Raw genomic sequence first — 16,811 nt, 5'->3', positions numbered from 1 at the left:
TCAGGCCAATCCGGGCAGCAACACCTTCAGGCCGTCGGCGATCATGCTAATGGCGATGGCCGACAGGATCATGCCCATGAAGCGGCTCATGATCACGCGGGCATTGTCCGACAGCCGTTTGGCCAGCGCCGATGCGTTCCAGAAGGTGATGAACAACATCGCCACGACGACCAGGAAAACACCAGCATAAGCAATGGCTTCAACGGGCTTCTTGATGTGACTTGCGTACAGGATCAGCGTGGTGATCGTGCCTGGGCCAACCAGAATTGGAAACGCCAGCGGGTAAAACGCCACCGTCTCGGGCGCCGGGTAGGATTTCTTCTCTCCTTCGGTTCCATGATGCGAGCTGCTTTCGTTCCCATTCAGCATGTTCAGCCCGATCATCAGAACGACCAGACCACCGGCCACGCGCAGATCATCAACACTTATGCCAAACAGCCCCAGCGCCTGATTGCCGATCAGAGCAAAGGCCGATCCCAGGATCAGGCAGTAGGTCGCTGTTTTCGCGGCAACTTTGCGCTGGTCCGCAACAGGAAGGTCCTGCGTGACACTCAGAAACACCGGCAGGTTTGTGACCGGGTTCATGATCGCAAACAGCGCGCCGAAAAATCCGACGGCAAGGGTGGTATCCATGCGTATTGCCTCGTTTCATCCTGTACAGCTGCGGACCCTGTCCTATTTTCTGCCAATATGAAAGAGGCGTCATAGATGACCGGAAAATTGCTCGCTCTGATCCTGTTGTTGTCGGCCGCTTTGGCGGGCGGAGGAATGTATTATCTGCAGGTCTATGGTTTCTATTACGAGGTCGAACCGCAGCCCGGTCAGGATGTGCTTTTGCTGGCGACGGGGGCGGATCAGCCCCAAGCGATTGCCTATACCGCGTTTCAGGCAATCGATGCCGATAGCTCTCCGATTCGCTACCGGGCGTGTTTCGAGACGGACCTGACGCCAGATCAGATGACCGCTTTCACTCCTGTACAAAACCCTGAACCCCTGACCGCGCCGGGTTGGTTCGATTGCTATGACGCGCCCGCCTTGGCAGATGCGCTTAAGGATGGGCAGGCGCAGGCGTTCATGGGCACCAAGAATATCCACTATGGCGTTGATCGCATCGTGGCCGTGACGCAAGACGGCAAGGGCTATGTCTGGCACGCGCTCAACAATTGCGGTGAAAAGGCCTATGACGGTACCGTAGTGGGTGAAGAATGCCCGCTCAGGCCGCAGGAATAGGGAAACGCTGTGAGCCATGTCGTCGAAATCCCCGATTTTCTGACGGCCACGCTGGGCTTTGCCGTCTATCTGATCGGGGCTGAGATCAACGCCCGGGTTTCTGCGTTGCGCAGCTTCAACATCCCCGAGCCGGTGACTGGGGGGCTGCTGGCATCAATTGTCGTTCTGCTGCTCTACCTGCTGTTTGGCATTGAGCTGTCCTTTGGCCTGACAGCCCGTGATTTTCTGCTGGTCCTGTTCTTTGCCGGAATTGGCCTGAACGCGCGCCTGTCGGATTTGATTGCAGGTGGTAAGCCGCTGCTTTTGCTGCTGATCCTGACCTTGGCGACCATCGTGTTCCAGAACGTTATCGGTGCCGCGGGTGCGGCGCTGTTTGGTTATCCTGCACAGGCGGGGGTTCTGTTTGGGTCTGCCGCGCTGATCGGTGGGCACGGAACCGCGATTGCCTGGGCCCCCGAAGTGGCCGAGGCGACAGGGCTGGACGGCGCGACCGAACTGGGCGTTGCTGTTGCGACTTTGGGTCTGGTTCTGGCCGCACTGGTGGGTGGCCCTATTGCGCGCCTTCTGATCGAAGGGCGAAACCTTAGCCCCAGCAGGCCAGAGGAAGAACACAGCGTCGGCCTGCCCGATGACGCCACGGAGACAATAAACCAGATCAACCACCTGACGATCATGCGGGTGTTGCTGTATCTGAACCTGGCGATCATTTCGGGATATGGTCTGGATCAGGTGATCAGCGCTGCGGGCCTGAAACTACCTCTGTTCGTGCCCTGCCTGATCATGGGCATTGTCATAGCCAATCTGCGCACGGTCATCTTTCCGGGCGCGCCCAAAGTGTCACGGACCCCGTCCTTGGCACTCATCTCGGAATTTGCGCTAGGGGCCTTTTTGGCCATGTCGCTCATGAGCCTGCAACTCTGGACCATCGCCGAGCTGGGGCTTGTCATTGCGGTGATCATGACCGCCCAGACCCTGTTTGCGGTTATCTTCGTGCTTTGGGTTCTGTTCCCCGTCATGGGCTCGAACTACCGCGCCGCCGTTCTGGCCGCTGGGTTCGGTGGCTTCGCTCTGGGCGCAACCCCCACCGCAATTGCAAATATGACAGCCGTAACCAAGCGATATGGTCCGTCGCCTATTGCCTTTATCGTGCTGCCCCTTGTATCCGCCTTCTTTGTGGATATCGCCAATGCCATCGTCATTCAGACGATTGTGAATTTCTAAGGACCGACAATGCCCGACCTGTTGATCGAACTGTTCTCTGAAGAGATCCCCGCGCGCATGCAGACCCGCGCCGGAGATGAGCTGAAAAAGCGGATCACCGATGGTTTGGTCGAGGCCGGTCTGACCTATGCTGGGGCCGCTGCCCTGACGACGCCGCGCCGTCTGACGCTGGCGGTCGAAGGGGTTTTGGCCGAAAGCCCGACGATCCGTGAGGAACGCAAAGGCCCCAAGGTCGGCGCCCCTGACAAAGCCATCGAAGGCTTCCTGCGTGGCGCGGGCCTGACGCGGGATCAGTTGGAAGAACGCGACACGCCCAAAGGCGCTGTCTATTTCGCCACCATCGAAAAGGCCGGGCGTCCTGCGGCCGAGATCGTGGGTGAAGTGCTGGACGCAACCATCCGCAACTTCCCATGGCCCAAATCAATGCGCTGGGGCAGTGGCCCGATGCGCTGGGTGCGGCCCTTGCACTCGATCCTGTGCATCCTCAGCGATGAGACGGGCGCGCAGGTTGTGCCTTTGGAGGTTGAAGGAATCAAAGCCGGTGACACCACCGAAGGCCACCGCTTCATGGCTCCGGCCAGATTCTCGGTCACCTCGTTCGAGGATTACGCTGCTAAGCTGAAACGCGCCTTTGTGGTGCTGTCGCCCGAAGAACGCGCCGAGCATATCTGGAACGACGCCCAGAACATGGGTTTTGCCGCCGGTCTTGAGGTGGTCGAGGATAAGGGTCTGCTGGCTGAGGTTGCCGGTCTGGTCGAATGGCCCGTGGTGCTGATGGGCCAGATCGACGAGGAGTTCCTCGACCTGCCGCCCGAGGTGCTGCAGACCTCGATGAAAGAACATCAGAAGTTCTTTTCCGTGAAAAACCCCAAGACGGGTCGGATCGAACGGTTCATCACCGTCGCCAACCGCGAAACTGCCGACAATGGCGCGACCATACTGGCCGGGAACCAAAAGGTGCTGTCGGCGCGCTTGGCCGATGCGAAGTTCTTCTGGGAGAACGATCTGCGCGTTGCCAAATCGGACATCGCCCAATGGACCCGCGCGCTGGAGAATGTGACCTTCCACAACAAGCTGGGCACACAGGCGGAACGGATCGACCGCATCGCCGCACTGGCCCGCGAACTGGCCCCGGTGACGGGCGCGGATGCCGATCAGGCCGAAAAAGCCGCGCGCTTGGCCAAGGCTGATCTGAGTTCCGAGATGGTCTATGAATTCCCCGAACTTCAGGGGCTTATGGGGCGGTACTACATCGAGGCAGCAGGTGAAGACGCCGCCGTGGCGGCCGTGGCTCAAGAGCATTACTCGCCGCTGGGTCCCTCGGATGACGTTCCTAACGCGCCGCTGTCTGTAAACGTGGCGCTGGCGGATAAGCTGGACACGCTGTCCGGGTTCTGGGCGATTGATGAGAAGCCAACCGGATCGAAAGACCCATTTGCGCTGCGCCGCGCGGCGTTGGGGGCTATTCGACTGATTTTGGACAACGATTTGCGTATCAATTTGGACCGTTTCTTTGACAGTCAGTTGGTTCGCGCGGAGAGCGCTATTAATGAGGCGCTGCCGGATGCGAGTGTCCGCGACCTTTTGGAGGAGATCGCCGATCATGGCGTCTTTGGCGCTGCATTCCAGACAGTTAAGGACAAAGTCGGAGGATTGCCTGCGGCTGCTTTTCTGGAGCTCGAGAAGAAGGTTCCTGACGCATCCGACGATCTCCTCTCCTTCTTCCACGACCGCCTCAAGGTCTTCCTCCGCGATGAAGGCATCCGCCACGACATTATCGACGCCTGTATCGCGATGGACGGCAATGATGACCTTAACCTGCTCGTCAAACGCGCCCGTGCTCTGAACGCGGTAATTGCGACTGAGGATGGCGAAAACCTTGTGCAGGGGTTCAAGCGCGCCAACAACATCCTGACGCAGGCCGAGGAGAAGGACGGCGTCGAATATTCCTACGGCGCAGATGTCAAATTTGCTGAAACGGACAGCGAAAAAGCGCTGTTTGCGGCCCTGGATCAGGCGCAAAAGCAGATCGATCCGGCGTTGAAAGCCGAGGATTTTCCGACCGCCATGGCCGCTATGGCCGCCTTGCGTGGGCCGGTGGATGCGTTCTTTGAAGATGTTCAGGTCAACACCGACAACGACATCCTGCGCCGCAACCGTCTGAACCTGCTGAGCCAAATCCGCACGATCTGTTCCAGCGTTGCCGATCTGACCAAGATCGAAGGATAAGCCAGATCGCCCTTGCGCCATTGGTGCAAGGGCTTATGCTGCGCCGAAGCTAAAAGGTGCCGCAGTGCAGAATAACCCGCATACCACGCTCATCACGCCCAAAGCGCCCGTTGCCGCCAATACCCATGGCGGGCGGGCTAAGTGTCTGCAACGTCTGGTTCGACTGGACATGCCGGTGCCGCGTACTGTGGCGCTGTCCTTTGATCTTGTGCAACAGATTGCCGATGGTCAGGTGCCGGACGTTACCGCGATTTTGGAACAGTTTGACGACACGGCGTTGCTGTGCGTGCGACCCAGTTCCGAAGACCCCGATTGGGGCGGGCCAGGTGCGGTTCTGAACATCGGGATGAACGATGCGCGCTATGTGGACCTGTCTGATCAGATGGGTGCCGAAGCCGCTGCCGCGCTGTATCTGAGATTTGTGCAAAGCTACGCCATTCATGTCGCGCGGCTGGATGCGGATGTGTTTGATGACATCGAAGCTGATGGCAGCGAAGGGTTAAAGCTGTCACTACGCGCCTATGAGGATGAGACCGACGAGGCCTTTCCCCAGGATCGCGGAGAGCAGTTGGTCGGTGTCTTGCGGTCAATGGCGCGGGCGTGGGACGGCACGTCGGCCCGCTTGCTGCGTCAGGCCAAAGGGGCCCCGGCGGATGCGGGGCTTGGGCTGGTCATTCAGGAAATGATCCCCGGTGTCGGGCAGGGCGAATGCGGCTCGGGTGTATTGCAACTGGTTGATATCACAACCGGAATGCCACAAATCACCGGGCGGTATCTAAGCCAGAGCCAGGGGCGCGATGCGTTGGGCGAAGGTGTTGCGGCGCTGTACCTGGAAAAAGACCCGCGCGGGCAGTCGCTTGAAGAATTGGCACCCAAAGCCTTTGCCGATCTCAAAGGGCAGGCCGCACTGATGCGCGAGAAGCTGCGCGAGGAAATGCAGGTCGAGTTTGTGATCGAAAACGGCCATGTGCATATTCTGGATGGCGTGCGGGTGCAGCGGTCCGCCCGCGCGGCGATGCGGATTGCGGTGCGGTTAGCCGAAGACGGGATCATCCCACCGCAAGAGGCGGTGATGCGCGTCGATCCGCACGCGTTGAACGAGCTGTTGCACCGTCAGGTCCACCCAGATGCAAAGCGCGATATCCTGACCACCGGAATCGCGGCCAGCCCCGGAGCGTCAACGGGCAAGATTGTGTTCACGGCGGCTGAGGCACAGGCCAGCGCTGCGCGGGGCGAGGCTTGTATTCTCGTCCGCCGTGAAACCTCGCCCGAGGATGTGCGGGGGATGCACGCGGCAGTCGCGGTTCTGACGGAAAAGGGTGGTATGACTAGCCACGCGGCGGTGATCGGGCGAGGGTTGGGCCTGCCTTGTATCGTCGGGGCGTCGGGCATGCGGTTCCAAACCAAGAAAAAGCTTCTGACTGCGCCGGATGGGCGGGTGTTCAAAACCGGGGATGTTTTAACCATCGACGGGACGTCAGGGCAGGTTCTGGCGGGGCAGCCCGCGATGCTGGAAGCGGCTTTGGACGATTGTTTTCAAACGCTTATGGGTTGGGCAGACGCCGAGCGGGATATTGCGATCCGGGCCAATGCGGACACACCGGCAGACGCCCAGACCGCGCGCAATTTCGAGGCGCAAGGCATAGGGCTGTGCCGGACCGAGCATATGTTCTTTGATCCCGGCCGCCTGATCGTCATGCGCGAGATGATCTTTGCTCAGACCCCATCGGGGCGGTCTGCGGTGCTGGAACGACTGCTGCCGATGCAGCGCGAGGATTTCATCCAGCTGTTCCGGATCATGGAAGGCCAGCCGGTTTGCATTCGACTGTTTGACCCTCCGTTGCATGAGTTTTTGCCGACCACACGCAGCGGCCAACGCGAACTGGCCGAAGCGCTGGATTTGCCGGTATCCGACGTCGAGCGCCGGGTCGAGGCGATGTCGGAATACAACCCGATGCTGGGTATGCGTGGCGTGCGGCTTGGGGTCACCGTGCCCGAGATATACGACATGCAGGCCCGCGCGATCTTTGAAGCCACGTTGGAGGCCAGCAAAAACGGCGCGCCGGTCGTGCCCGAGGTGATGATCCCGCTAGTATCGGCCAAGCGAGAGGTTGAGCTGGTCAAATCCCGCATCGACTCAGTGGCTGCGGCTGTCGCCTCCGAAAAGGGGCAGGAATTTGAATATCGCCTAGGGGTAATGGTCGAAACGCCGCGCGCCTGTCTGCGGGCGGAGGAGATTGCACCACATACGTCTTTCCTGAGCTTCGGAACCAATGACCTGACCCAGATGACCTATGGCCTATCGCGCGATGATGCGGGCCGGTTCATGTCGGCCTATGTCCGGCAGGGGGTGTTCACCGAAGATCCGTTCCACGTACTGGACCCGGATGGGGTGGGAGAGTTGCTGAAACTTGGAGCTGAACGCGGGCGTCTGGCCAAGCCTGATGTCACCCTATCGGTCTGCGGTGAACATGGGGGTAACCCCGAATCAATCGCCATTTGCCGTGATCTAGGGTTTGACTATGTCTCGTGCTCTCCGTTCCGGGTGCCCGTCGCTCGGCTGGCTGCCGCTCAACTGGCGATTTCGTCCAGACTTGGGGGTTGACAGCGGGCTGAAACCCAAGAAATGGTGGGTTACAGGCACTCTTGTGGAGAATTTTTTCTTCTCCACGAGCGATTTTCCACTTGCTTTTTCTTCTGATCTGGACGTTTGCGCCAGACTGCGCTAAATGCCTCGTCGCGCCCGCCGGGGGAGGGTTTGGCGCGTTAAGTGCCTGTGCGAGGTTATCTGATGCTACGTTACATAATGGCTGTTGCCACATTGGCAGCAACCATGCTGCCAAGTGCTTCCTTCGCCGAGAGGGAAGCAACCGATTCTGCTAAGCAAGAACTTGTCGCCCGCAATGAATTGCCGGCGCAAAGTTTCCGTGACTATTTCAAATTGTTCAAGCCGCGCAAGTCGGCCGAACCTATTCAAGTCTCCTACTCCAAAGACTGGCTGGACCAACAGCCGAAAGCGATCGGAGACGAAAACTGGAAATGCCTTGCTGAGGCGCTGTATTTCGAAGCCCGCGGTGAAAGTGTCAAGGGCCAATTTGCCGTGGCCGAAGTGATCCTGAACCGGGTCGAAAGCAGCCGTTTTCCTGACAGCCTGTGCGGAGTAATCCGTCAGGGCACGGGCAAAAAATACCAGTGTCAGTTCACCTATACCTGCGATGGCCGCAAAGAGGTGATCCACGAACAGAAAGCGTTCGAACGCGTATCAAAAGTGGCGCGCGCGGCGATTGACGGCACTTCTAAGGAATTAACCGAAGGGGCGACCCATTATCACACAACCGCTGTGCGTCCGTCCTGGGCGCGGGTCTACAAGCAGACCGCTAAGATTGGTGTGCATATCTTCTATCGCCACAACTACCGGACGGCGAGCAACTGATTGACGCACCCGCGCTGGAAGCTTGATGGCGCGGGGCGTGTTGCGGTCTATATTGCGGGTCAGGAGGCCCGCAATGCCATTCAATCGAAGACAATTCCTGCAAACCGCCGCAGCAGCGTCTCTGCTGCCGGGTGCGGCGAGGGCCGAGTTCCCGCGGCTTGAGGCGCGGGTTGCCCGCCAGCGCATTGCGCCAGAAGGGTTTCCTGAAACGGAAATCTGGGGCTTTGAGGGTACGGTTCCGGGCCAAACGCTGAGGTTCCAGCAAGGGGATCAAGTTCAACGCCGCTTTGTAAACAAACTTCCTCAACCGACGTCGATCCATTGGCATGGTATTCGTATAAACAATGCGATGGACGGGGTTCCTGGCTTGACGCAAGAGGCTGTCGCGCCCGATGGAACCTTTGACTATGACTTTGTCGTCCCTGACGCGGGCACCTATTGGTATCATGCGCATAATCGCTCGGCCGAACAGGTTGCGCGCGGACTCTATGGGCCTCTGATCGTTGAGGAAGCCGCCGCCCCCGACGTAGATCAGGACTTGACCTTGATGCTGGATGACTGGCGTCTGGACCCGGAAACAGCGCAGATTACCGACGATTTCAATAATGGCCATGATCTGAGCCATGCGGGCCGACTTGGGAATATCGTCACCGTCAATGGCGTATTTGATCCGGCCTTCTCGGTAGGCCGAAACCAGCGCCTCAGGCTCCGCTTGATCAATGCATCAAACGCCCGGATATACGATCTAGACCTCGACGGCCTGGCCGGATGGATTGTGGCGCTGGATGGGATGCCTCTGGAAACCCCGCTGAGGGTCACCGATACCTTCCCGTTGGCCCCCGCGCAAAGAGTTGATTTGATTGTCGATGTTCTTGCCGAGACCACGGCAAGTCTGGTCAGCGTCGAGCGAGACGGCACCTTTGGTCTGGTGCGGTTCGATGTGAATGAAAGTGCGGCCCGTGTCCCGCGCGATGGCATAGCTTCCCTTCCACCCAATCCCGTGTCCGAGGTGACGCAGATCAGCACCGCCCCGTTGCACCAGATGGTTTTGCAGGGCGGGGCGATGCGTTGGTTACAAAGCGCGCAACTTGGCGGTGCGGACTTGTCAGGGCGTGAACTGGCGCAGCTTGGGCGGTTCTGGGCGTTGAACGGTATCGCCGAGCGCCCATCTGATCCGTTTCTGGATGCTGCGCGGGGCAGCATTCACCGGATTGCATTCGTAAACGAAACCGCTTTCCCACATGCCATGCATCTGCATGGACATCATTTCCGTCTGGTATTGGAGGATGGGTCGCTGGGTCCCTTGCGTGATACGGTTTTGATTGAACGTGGGCAGACTCGCCAGGTGGTCTTGGTCGCGGACAACCCCGGGGATTGGTTGTTGCATTGTCACATGCTGGGGCATGCCGCAGCCGGAATGATGAGCTGGTTCCGCGTCACCTGACGCCGCAATCAGCAGTTGGAATGGCGCTTGTATGAATGCTATAGGCCCTCTCAGCGTCTAGTATGGGCGAACTGTCTTACGAGCCGGAAAAGGCCTGATCCATGAGTTCTGAAATCCGCCTTGCCTTTGCGCACCCGTCTGAACGGTCCGAGGCGACCTCGCCCCGAGGGCCGCTGGATCGCATTTCGCTTCGCGATCACACCGTCGAAGTTGAGATCGGAGCTTTTCAGGCCGAGCGCGGCACGACCCAGCGCATCTGCTTTAACATCGTTGTCGAAGTCCGCCCGTTGACGGCGGATCTTGACGATGATGTGGATCGTATCCTGTCGTATGACCGCGTGACCGAAGCGATTGCCTATGAGCTGGCGGCGGAGCGTCTGAACCTTTTAGAAACGCTGGCCGAACGTGTGGCGGAACGTATCCTGCTGGAGCCGCAGGCGGTGCGCGTGTTTGTTCGGATCGAGAAACTGGATCGCGGACCCGGAGCGCTGGGGGTCGAGATCGTGCGCGGCAAGGATGCGGTTCACCACGATGTGGTCGAAGAAGAACGCCCGCATCCGCGTCTTGTTTTCCTCTCTAATGACGCCATTGCATCTGGCAACCTGAAAGGCTGGATCGACCAATTGGAGAACCGCCAGCGCCCGCTGATCCTGTGTGTTGGCGCCTCTGATCTGGTGGTGCCGCAGACCGGCCACGCCATGACTCAGCGCCGGATCGACCTGCTGTCCATCGAACAAAACGCATGGGTTTTGGCTGCACGGGATCACCGCTGTGTCGTTGTTTCAACTCGAACCGAGTTGGATTGGGCCATGAAAAACGGTCAAATCTGCGTTTGGGCCCCGTCCAAGATCGTTTTGGATGCGGTTGACGGTCCATCAGCTGCGCCTTCGGACGCGGTTGCCCTAGCCGCGTGGTTTGCCGCGACATTCGAGGCCAGCGAGATGATGGTCATCGGAGGAGAGCTGCCGAAAGAACCCAAGACGCCGCTGCGCTCGGTTGCCGTCGATCAGGCACAATTGTGAGGGATTACTACCGCCCGCTCGTTCAACATGGCGCGGCCCGGCCCGAGGACGCTGTGCCGTTGGCGGGTCAGGCGCTCTGGTTTACCCATGTCGAGGTTCTGTCGCGGGGTCGCGAGCCAAGTGTCGTCGTGGCGGCGGAGCTCCCGGCTGATCAGTTGGACCGCCTCAGCCGTCCGCGCGCAGCTATTGCGGGCCTCGACATGGCACAACCTCAGATCATGGGCATTCTGAACGCCACGCCAGACAGTTTCTCGGATGGGGGTGTACATAGCACCGTCGACGCGGCGCGGGCAGGCGCGGCTGAAATGTTCGCTCATGGCGCAACCGTTCTGGACATCGGCGGCGAATCTACGCGACCCGGCGCAGATTTTGTCCCTGAAGACAAAGAAATAGCTCGCACGCGCCCGCTGATTGAAGCGATCCGGGCCGAAACAGATGCTCTGATTTCAATCGACACTCGCAAGGCGGCGGTGGCCAAAGCAGCCTGCGCCGCCGGGGCGGGTTTGGTCAACGATGTTTCGGGCTTTACCTTCGACCCAAAGCTTGCTCCGTTCTGCGCCGGACTCGGCGCGCCGGTTTGCGTGATGCATATGCAGGGCGATCCGGCCACGATGCAGGACGATCCGCAATACGATGACGTCGTGCTGGATGTTTATGATTTTCTGGAAAGCCAGATCGCTCGTCTTGAGGCTTTGGGCCTGAGCCGCGACCTGATCATCGTTGATCCCGGCATCGGTTTTGGCAAAACCGAACAGCACAATCTGGAGCTTCTGCGCAATCTCAGCGTGTTTCACGGGTTGGGTTGTCCGATTCTGTTGGGCGTGTCGCGCAAGGGCTTTATCGGATCAATCGGGAAAGAGCCGCAAAAAACCGCCCGCGCGCCGGGATCAATTGCCCTTGCTCTGGACGGATTGTCCCAAGGCGTGCAGATCATTCGGGTGCATGACGTGGCTGAAACCGCTCAGGCCTTGCGTCTATGGGCTGCGGTCCGGTAATCCGGTCTCAACGATTTTAGTGAGGGGTCATTGATGCGCAAGTTGTTCGGAACAGATGGTGTGCGGGGCACGGCCAATACCCATCCGATGACAGCCGAAATGGCCTTGCGTATCGGGGCCGCGGTTGGACGGTATTTCCGCCGTGACGCCTCAGGCGTACACCGTGTGGTTATCGGTAAAGATACGCGTCTGTCCGGCTATATGCTGGAAAACGCGCTGACAGCAGGTTTGACCTCAACTGGGATGAACGTGCTGCTGCTGGGCCCTGTGCCGACACCCGCAGTGGGTCTGATGACCCGGTCCATGCGGGCCGATCTGGGGGTCATGATTTCGGCCAGCCACAACCCGGCCATCGACAATGGGATCAAGTTTTTTGGGCCTGATGGATTCAAACTGTCTGACCAGGCCGAGATCGAGATTGAGCGCCTGATTGAAGAGGGCGTCAGCCCGGCCCAAGCACAGAATATCGGCCGCGCCCGCCGCGTCGACGATGCGCGTTTTCGCTATGGTGAGCGGATCAAATCCTCGCTGCCGCGTGACGTGCGGCTGGATGGCCTGAAGGTAGTGATCGACTGCGCCAACGGGGCCGCGCACCGAACCGCACCTGAGGTGCTATGGGAGTTGGGAGCCGAGGTGATCCCGGTTGGCGTTGCGCCGAACGGCAAGAACATCAACCTCAACTGCGGATCGACACAGCCGCAATTGGCCGCAGAGACGGTGGTGGCACATGGCGCGCATGTGGGGATTTGCCTGGATGGCGATGCGGATCGTGTCGTCGTTATTGATGAGACGGGGCAGGTTGCAGACGGCGATCAGCTGATGGCCTTGCTGGCTTCGGCCTGGGCCAAGTCTGGTCAGTTGAAAGGCGGAGCTCTGGTTGCCACCGTCATGTCGAACCTCGGGCTCGAACGGCACCTGCAATCACAGGGTTTGAAATTGGAACGCACAGCGGTCGGAGACCGCTACGTCGTCGAACGCATGCGCGAGGGCGGCTTCAATCTGGGCGGAGAACAATCCGGCCATATCGTGATGAGCGACTATGCCACCACCGGTGACGGGCTTATGGCAGGTCTGCATTTTCTGGCCGAAATGGTTCTGTCGGGCCGTACGGCCTCGGATCTGGCACAGCAATTCGAGACTGTGCCGCAGCTACTTAAGAATGTCCGCTATGCTGCCGATCAGGCCCCGCTTGACGCGCAAAACGTCAAGGCGGCTATTGCCGACGCCGAGGCCCGCCTGAACGGGCAGGGGCGTCTGTTGATCCGCAAATCAGGCACCGAACCATTGATCCGCGTGATGGCAGAATGCGAGGATGATGCGCTTCTGTCTCAGGTGGTCGATGGCATCGTGGCCGAGGTCGAAGCGGCGGCCGGCTAGCGGCCGATTAGCAATTTGCGCAGGCTGAACCACTGGCTGATCGCCAGCCCGGTCAGGATCATCGCCAGAGCGACGAAGAATCGCAGTGGCAGCGCCTCGGACAGAACCCATGCCCCGAACACAATCGACCAGATCGGAACCTGATAGTTCACCAGAGTCAGAAAGACTGACCCCGCACTGCGAATGATCGAGACCCGCAGAAGCGTTGCAAAGGCGGTCGGAACCAGCCCCAGGATGATGATGGCAAGACCCGAGCGCGCGCCTTCCCATTCCGGTAGCCCTTCTATGACCAGCATAAGCGGCAACAAGCAAACTGCGCCGACCACAAGCGTTAGCGCGGCCAGAGTCACCGGGTCGATGGGCGGGCAGCGCCGGGTGAAGATCGAGGCCACAGAATAGCACAGCGCAGCTGTGATGCAGGCAAGCTGGGCCAAAGGCTCGGCACCTTGTCCGATCTGGGCAAGCCCCGGACCTATGAGTACCAAAGCGCCGGCAAACCCCAGAGAGACACCCAGCATTCTGCGCGCATTCAGCGGTTCGTCGGAAAAGAAATGGGCCAATGGCAGAACCATCAGCGGGATCGCTGCCATGGAAAGGCCTGCGAAAGCCGATGGAACATATTGTTGACCCCAGCTGAGCAGCATGAAGGGCAGCGCGGTCGACAGCAGCCCGATGATAACAATCGCTCCCCAAAGGCGGCGATCCGGTCCGGGCATCCGACGACCAGTGACAGCCATCAAACACAGCAAGGTGATCGCACCCAGCGTCGTCCGTGCCGTTGCGACGGTCACGGGTCCATATCCCTCTAGCGCCATGGCGACCACCATGAACGTACCGCCCCAGATGAGGCCGAGTGAAATCACACCACTCCAATCGCGGTAGTTGGGGTCTTGAACCATAACTCCCCCCTTATCCTTTGATTTTATAGATGTCACGTGCCTGAATTTGACAATACGTAAGTAATAACTTACGGTAAGTTATGACTTACCATGATGCGTTTTCAGCCCTAGGTGATCCAACGCGCCTTAAGGTTTTCGAAGCGGTAGCAGCCCGGCCTTCTGCGGTCGGGGCCTTGGCGGAGACGCTACCCGTCAGCCGCCCAGCGGTATCGCAGCATCTGAAGGTTTTGTCTGACGCCGGATTGGTCGAATGCCGGTCAGAAGGGACGCGTCGTATTTACTTTGCACGTCCAGACGGGTTGGACAGCATTCGGGCATGGTTGGAACGATACTGGTCAGACGTGCTGGGCAGTTTTGCAGAAGAAATCAATCGGGAAAGGCACGATGTATGACCAATCCAATTGTCAAATCTATTACTGTGAACGCAGCGCCGAATAGGGCATTCGATGTATTCGTTCATCGCGTTGCAAACTGGTGGCCGCTGGATGGCCATGCAGTGTCGGCCTCCAAGGGAAAACCAGCGCTAGCGGTCATGATCGAGCCTTGGGTTGGTGGTGCGGTGTATGAAACCATGTGCGATGGCGAAAGGGCTGACTGGGGCGAGGTGCTGATCTATGAAGACGGGCGGCGCGTGGCCTTCACTTGGCATCCTGGTACGAACAAAGACTTTCCCACGCAGGTTGAAGTGCTTTTTGAAGAGAGCGATCCGGGCAAAACCCTTGTAACACTGACCCATTCGGGGTGGGAAGTCTGGGCTGCAGAGGCGCCGGAGAAACGGGGCGGATATAATACTGGCTGGGATTTTGTTCTAGGCGAGTGTTACGCCAACGCATTCACGAAATAAAAAAGGGCGACCACTTGGGTCGCCCTAACTCTGACATCTGTCAGGCTTAGTTCTTTTCTTTGTCGACCATCTTACCGGCCGAGATCCAGGGCATCATGGCACGCAGTTTTGCACCTGTTTCCTCGATCATGTGCTCGTCATTGGCACGGCGCGACGCTTTGATGGTCGGCTGACCAACGGCGTTTTCCAGCATGAAGTCGCGAACGAATTTACCCTGCTGGATGTCGTCCAGAACCGCTTTCATGCGTGCTTTGGTCTCGTCGTATTTCAGGATGCGCGGGCCGGTGACGTACTGGCCATACTCAGCCGTGTTCGAGATCGAGTAGTCCATGTTGGCGATACCGCCTTCATAGATCAGGTCAACGATCAGTTTCACTTCGTGCAGACACTCGAAATAGGCCATTTCGGGCGCGTAGCCCGCTTCGACCAGAGTTTCAAAGCCGCAGCGGATCAGCTCAACCAGGCCACCGCACAGAACGGCTTGTTCGCCGAACAGGTCGGTTTCACATTCTTCGCGGAAGTTGGTTTCGATGATGCCCGAGCGGCCGCCACCGATGGCCGAGCAGTAGGACAGGCCGATTTCCAGCGCTTTTCCGGTTGCGTCGTTGTCTACAGCAACAAGGCAGGGCACGCCGCCGCCTTTGGTGTATTCGCCGCGCACAGTGTGGCCGGGGCCTTTGGGGGCCATCATGATGACGTCGACGCCTTCTTTCGGCTCGATCAGGCCGAAATGCACGTTCAGGCCGTGGGCAAACGCGATGGCCGCACCCGGCTTGATGTTGTCGTGGACGTATTTCTTGTAGGTCTCGGCCTGCAATTCGTCGGGCATGGTGAACATGATGACGTCACACCATGCGGCTGCCTCTGCAATGCCCATCACCTGTAGGCCTTCACCTTCGGCTTTCTTGGCCGAGGGTGAGCCTTCGCGCAAAGCGATGACCAGGTTCTTGGCGCCCGAGTCACGCAGGTTCAGCGCGTGAGCGTGGCCTTGGCTGCCATAGCCCAGGATAGCCACTTTCTTGTCTTTGATCAGGTTGATGTCGCAATCGCGATCGTAATAGACGCGCATTTCGCTGGTCCTTTCTGTTTCAATTGATGTGCTTTTACCCGGAGCTTTTTCGATTGGCGAGCGCGCCGGCATCAGATATTCACGGAAAACAAGAAGAAGTATTCGTGTTGGCGAAAGATTCTGGAAAATTCATGCTTGATGAGATTGATCGACGTATCTTGCGCCATTTTCAGGCCGAGCCCAGCCTTTCGACCGCTGAATTGGCCGAACGGTGTCGGATCACGCAAGGTGTTTGTTGGCGACGTATCGAAAAGATGCAGGCCGCAGGAATTGTCGAGGGCCAAGAGGCAGTGATTGACTGGACCGCTTTGGGTTACGCGGTCGAGGTGTCATTGCGTGTGACACTGGACAAAACACAGCCGCGCGCATTTGATGAGTTCACCGCTGCAGCCCGACAGGTGCCAGAGGTGATCGAGATACAGACCTTTCTGGGTAGGGTGGATATGCGCCTGTCCATTTTGGCAAAGGATATGGCGCACTATCAGCGGCTGTATCGGGATCGCATCCTGACCCTGCCGCATATCGCTGATATCGAAGCTTTGATGCATATCGCGCGGGTCAAGCGGGACGAGGTGCTGCCGGTATGATCGAACTTGACGAAACTGATCGACAGATCCTGCGCGCCTTATGTCAGGACGCAACGCAAAGCGCGGGTGCGTTGGGTCGCAAACTGGGATTGTCGCAGCCCGCCACGTGGCGGCGTATTCGCAGGCTCGAAGAGGCCGGCGTCATCAAGGGCCGCCGGTTGCGCCTGAATGCCGAGGCTTTAGGGTTCGGCGTTACGGTTTTCCTGGGTGTGAAGCTGGCCCGCAAAGGTCAGGTCAGTCTGGAAGATTTCGAACGCGCCGTCAGCGCTATCCCCGAAGTGCAAACTGTCGAACATGTGTTGGGGCTGTATGACTACCGGTTGCGCGTTGTGGCGCGGGACTTGTCCGATTTCGAGCGGGTGCTGCGCCGCCGAATCATGACTTTGCCGGGTGCAGGAGATGTTGAGGCGAATGTCCTACTCAGCGAGGAACGGCTGCCCGGGCCGATTGGGTGACGGCGT

Annotated in this window: 16 protein-coding genes; 13 read left to right on the top strand and 3 right to left on the bottom strand. The window is 58.9% G+C overall.

Going from position 1 to position 16,811, the window contains the following annotated elements; translation table 11 throughout:
* A complete protein-coding gene (locus ACR0EL_RS05025) occupies nucleotides 1-633 on the bottom strand; it encodes a MarC family protein (RefSeq protein ID WP_480498715.1) in 633 nt (210 codons plus the stop codon).
* Between the two features lie 75 nt (nucleotides 634-708).
* Here ACR0EL_RS05025 and ACR0EL_RS05020 point away from each other — a divergent pair, with 75 nt between their 5' ends.
* From ACR0EL_RS05020 to glmM, 9 genes are all read left to right on the top strand, one after another.
* The gene (locus ACR0EL_RS05020; protein ID WP_480498714.1) at nucleotides 709-1,230 is read left to right on the top strand and encodes a DUF6446 family protein; all 522 of its coding nucleotides are present in this window, start codon (nucleotides 709-711) and stop codon (nucleotides 1,228-1,230) included.
* 9 nt (nucleotides 1,231-1,239) lie between these two features.
* Nucleotides 1,240-2,451: a sodium/glutamate symporter gene (gene gltS / locus ACR0EL_RS05015; protein WP_480498713.1), complete on the top strand. Its 1,212-nt coding sequence runs from the start codon at nucleotides 1,240-1,242 to the stop codon at nucleotides 2,449-2,451.
* Nucleotides 2,452-2,460: 9 nt separating this feature from the next.
* Complete coding sequence (gene glyS / locus ACR0EL_RS05010; protein WP_480498712.1) at nucleotides 2,461-4,680, top strand: glycine--tRNA ligase subunit beta; 2,220 nt, start codon at nucleotides 2,461-2,463, stop codon at nucleotides 4,678-4,680.
* 64 nt (nucleotides 4,681-4,744) lie between these two features.
* Nucleotides 4,745-7,285: a putative PEP-binding protein gene (locus tag ACR0EL_RS05005; RefSeq protein ID WP_480498711.1), complete on the top strand. Its 2,541-nt coding sequence runs from the start codon at nucleotides 4,745-4,747 to the stop codon at nucleotides 7,283-7,285.
* Between the two features lie 186 nt (nucleotides 7,286-7,471).
* Nucleotides 7,472-8,113 carry a cell wall hydrolase gene (locus ACR0EL_RS05000; protein ID WP_480498710.1) on the top strand — a complete coding sequence of 214 codons (642 nt, stop codon included), beginning with the start codon at nucleotides 7,472-7,474 and terminating at the stop codon, nucleotides 8,111-8,113.
* Between the two features lie 73 nt (nucleotides 8,114-8,186).
* On the top strand, nucleotides 8,187-9,557 hold the full coding sequence (locus ACR0EL_RS04995; protein ID WP_480498709.1) for a multicopper oxidase family protein: 1,371 nt from the start codon (nucleotides 8,187-8,189) through the stop codon (nucleotides 9,555-9,557).
* Nucleotides 9,558-9,658: 101 nt separating this feature from the next.
* Complete coding sequence (locus tag ACR0EL_RS04990; protein ID WP_480498708.1) at nucleotides 9,659-10,579, top strand: dihydroneopterin aldolase; 921 nt, start codon at nucleotides 9,659-9,661, stop codon at nucleotides 10,577-10,579.
* Complete coding sequence (gene folP, locus ACR0EL_RS04985; RefSeq protein WP_480498707.1) at nucleotides 10,576-11,574, top strand: dihydropteroate synthase; 999 nt, start codon at nucleotides 10,576-10,578, stop codon at nucleotides 11,572-11,574. The genes ACR0EL_RS04990 and folP overlap by 4 nt, the downstream gene beginning before the upstream one ends.
* A 33-nt stretch (nucleotides 11,575-11,607) precedes the next feature.
* A complete protein-coding gene (gene glmM, locus ACR0EL_RS04980; RefSeq protein WP_480498706.1) occupies nucleotides 11,608-12,951 on the top strand; it encodes a phosphoglucosamine mutase in 1,344 nt (447 codons plus the stop codon).
* On the opposite strand, the gene ACR0EL_RS04975 is transcribed toward glmM, so the two are convergent.
* Nucleotides 12,948-13,850 (bottom strand): DMT family transporter, encoded by a 903-nt coding sequence (locus tag ACR0EL_RS04975; RefSeq protein ID WP_480498705.1) that lies wholly within the window; start codon nucleotides 13,848-13,850, stop codon nucleotides 12,948-12,950. The two genes, glmM and ACR0EL_RS04975, sit on opposite strands and share 4 nt — an antisense overlap.
* 80 nt (nucleotides 13,851-13,930) lie before the next feature.
* Here ACR0EL_RS04975 and ACR0EL_RS04970 point away from each other — a divergent pair, with 80 nt between their 5' ends.
* A complete protein-coding gene (locus ACR0EL_RS04970) occupies nucleotides 13,931-14,242 on the top strand; it encodes an ArsR/SmtB family transcription factor (protein ID WP_480498704.1) in 312 nt (103 codons plus the stop codon).
* A complete protein-coding gene (locus ACR0EL_RS04965) occupies nucleotides 14,239-14,694 on the top strand; it encodes an SRPBCC domain-containing protein (RefSeq protein ID WP_480498703.1) in 456 nt (151 codons plus the stop codon). The genes ACR0EL_RS04970 and ACR0EL_RS04965 overlap by 4 nt, the downstream gene beginning before the upstream one ends.
* A 46-nt stretch (nucleotides 14,695-14,740) precedes the next feature.
* On the opposite strand, the gene ilvC is transcribed toward ACR0EL_RS04965, so the two are convergent.
* Entirely contained in the window at nucleotides 14,741-15,763 is a 1,023-nt protein-coding gene (gene ilvC, locus ACR0EL_RS04960) for a ketol-acid reductoisomerase (RefSeq protein ID WP_170689671.1), read from the bottom strand.
* A gap of 131 nt (nucleotides 15,764-15,894) precedes the next feature.
* Here ilvC and ACR0EL_RS04955 point away from each other — a divergent pair, with 131 nt between their 5' ends.
* Both ACR0EL_RS04955 and ACR0EL_RS04950 read left to right on the top strand, forming a co-directional pair.
* Nucleotides 15,895-16,350 carry an Lrp/AsnC family transcriptional regulator gene (locus ACR0EL_RS04955; RefSeq protein ID WP_480498702.1) on the top strand — a complete coding sequence of 152 codons (456 nt, stop codon included), beginning with the start codon at nucleotides 15,895-15,897 and terminating at the stop codon, nucleotides 16,348-16,350.
* Nucleotides 16,347-16,805: an Lrp/AsnC family transcriptional regulator gene (locus tag ACR0EL_RS04950; protein WP_170532632.1), complete on the top strand. Its 459-nt coding sequence runs from the start codon at nucleotides 16,347-16,349 to the stop codon at nucleotides 16,803-16,805. The genes ACR0EL_RS04955 and ACR0EL_RS04950 overlap by 4 nt, the downstream gene beginning before the upstream one ends.
* Nucleotides 16,806-16,811 lie beyond the last annotated feature (6 nt).

This window comes from Ruegeria sp. AH12, assembly GCF_056541465.1.
The sequence above is the reverse complement of the archived record's forward strand: the minus strand, read 5'-3'. Positions and strand labels throughout refer to the sequence as shown.

Coding starts and splice junctions, on each gene's coding strand:
- ACR0EL_RS04975 (WP_480498705.1), bottom strand. CDS start 13,850: ATGGTTCAAGACCCCAACTACCGCGATTGGAGTGGTGTGATTTCACTC.
- ACR0EL_RS04990 (WP_480498708.1), top strand. CDS start 9,659: ATGAGTTCTGAAATCCGCCTTGCCTTTGCGCACCCGTCTGAACGGTCC.
- ilvC (WP_170689671.1), bottom strand. CDS start 15,763: ATGCGCGTCTATTACGATCGCGATTGCGACATCAACCTGATCAAAGAC.
- ACR0EL_RS05020 (WP_480498714.1), top strand. CDS start 709: ATGACCGGAAAATTGCTCGCTCTGATCCTGTTGTTGTCGGCCGCTTTG.
- ACR0EL_RS05025 (WP_480498715.1), bottom strand. CDS start 633: ATGGATACCACCCTTGCCGTCGGATTTTTCGGCGCGCTGTTTGCGATC.
- glyS (WP_480498712.1), top strand. CDS start 2,461: ATGCCCGACCTGTTGATCGAACTGTTCTCTGAAGAGATCCCCGCGCGC.
- ACR0EL_RS04955 (WP_480498702.1), top strand. CDS start 15,895: ATGCTTGATGAGATTGATCGACGTATCTTGCGCCATTTTCAGGCCGAG.
- glmM (WP_480498706.1), top strand. CDS start 11,608: ATGCGCAAGTTGTTCGGAACAGATGGTGTGCGGGGCACGGCCAATACC.
- ACR0EL_RS04995 (WP_480498709.1), top strand. CDS start 8,187: ATGCCATTCAATCGAAGACAATTCCTGCAAACCGCCGCAGCAGCGTCT.
- ACR0EL_RS04950 (WP_170532632.1), top strand. CDS start 16,347: ATGATCGAACTTGACGAAACTGATCGACAGATCCTGCGCGCCTTATGT.
- ACR0EL_RS05000 (WP_480498710.1), top strand. CDS start 7,472: ATGCTACGTTACATAATGGCTGTTGCCACATTGGCAGCAACCATGCTG.
- ACR0EL_RS04965 (WP_480498703.1), top strand. CDS start 14,239: ATGACCAATCCAATTGTCAAATCTATTACTGTGAACGCAGCGCCGAAT.
- ACR0EL_RS04970 (WP_480498704.1), top strand. CDS start 13,931: ATGACTTACCATGATGCGTTTTCAGCCCTAGGTGATCCAACGCGCCTT.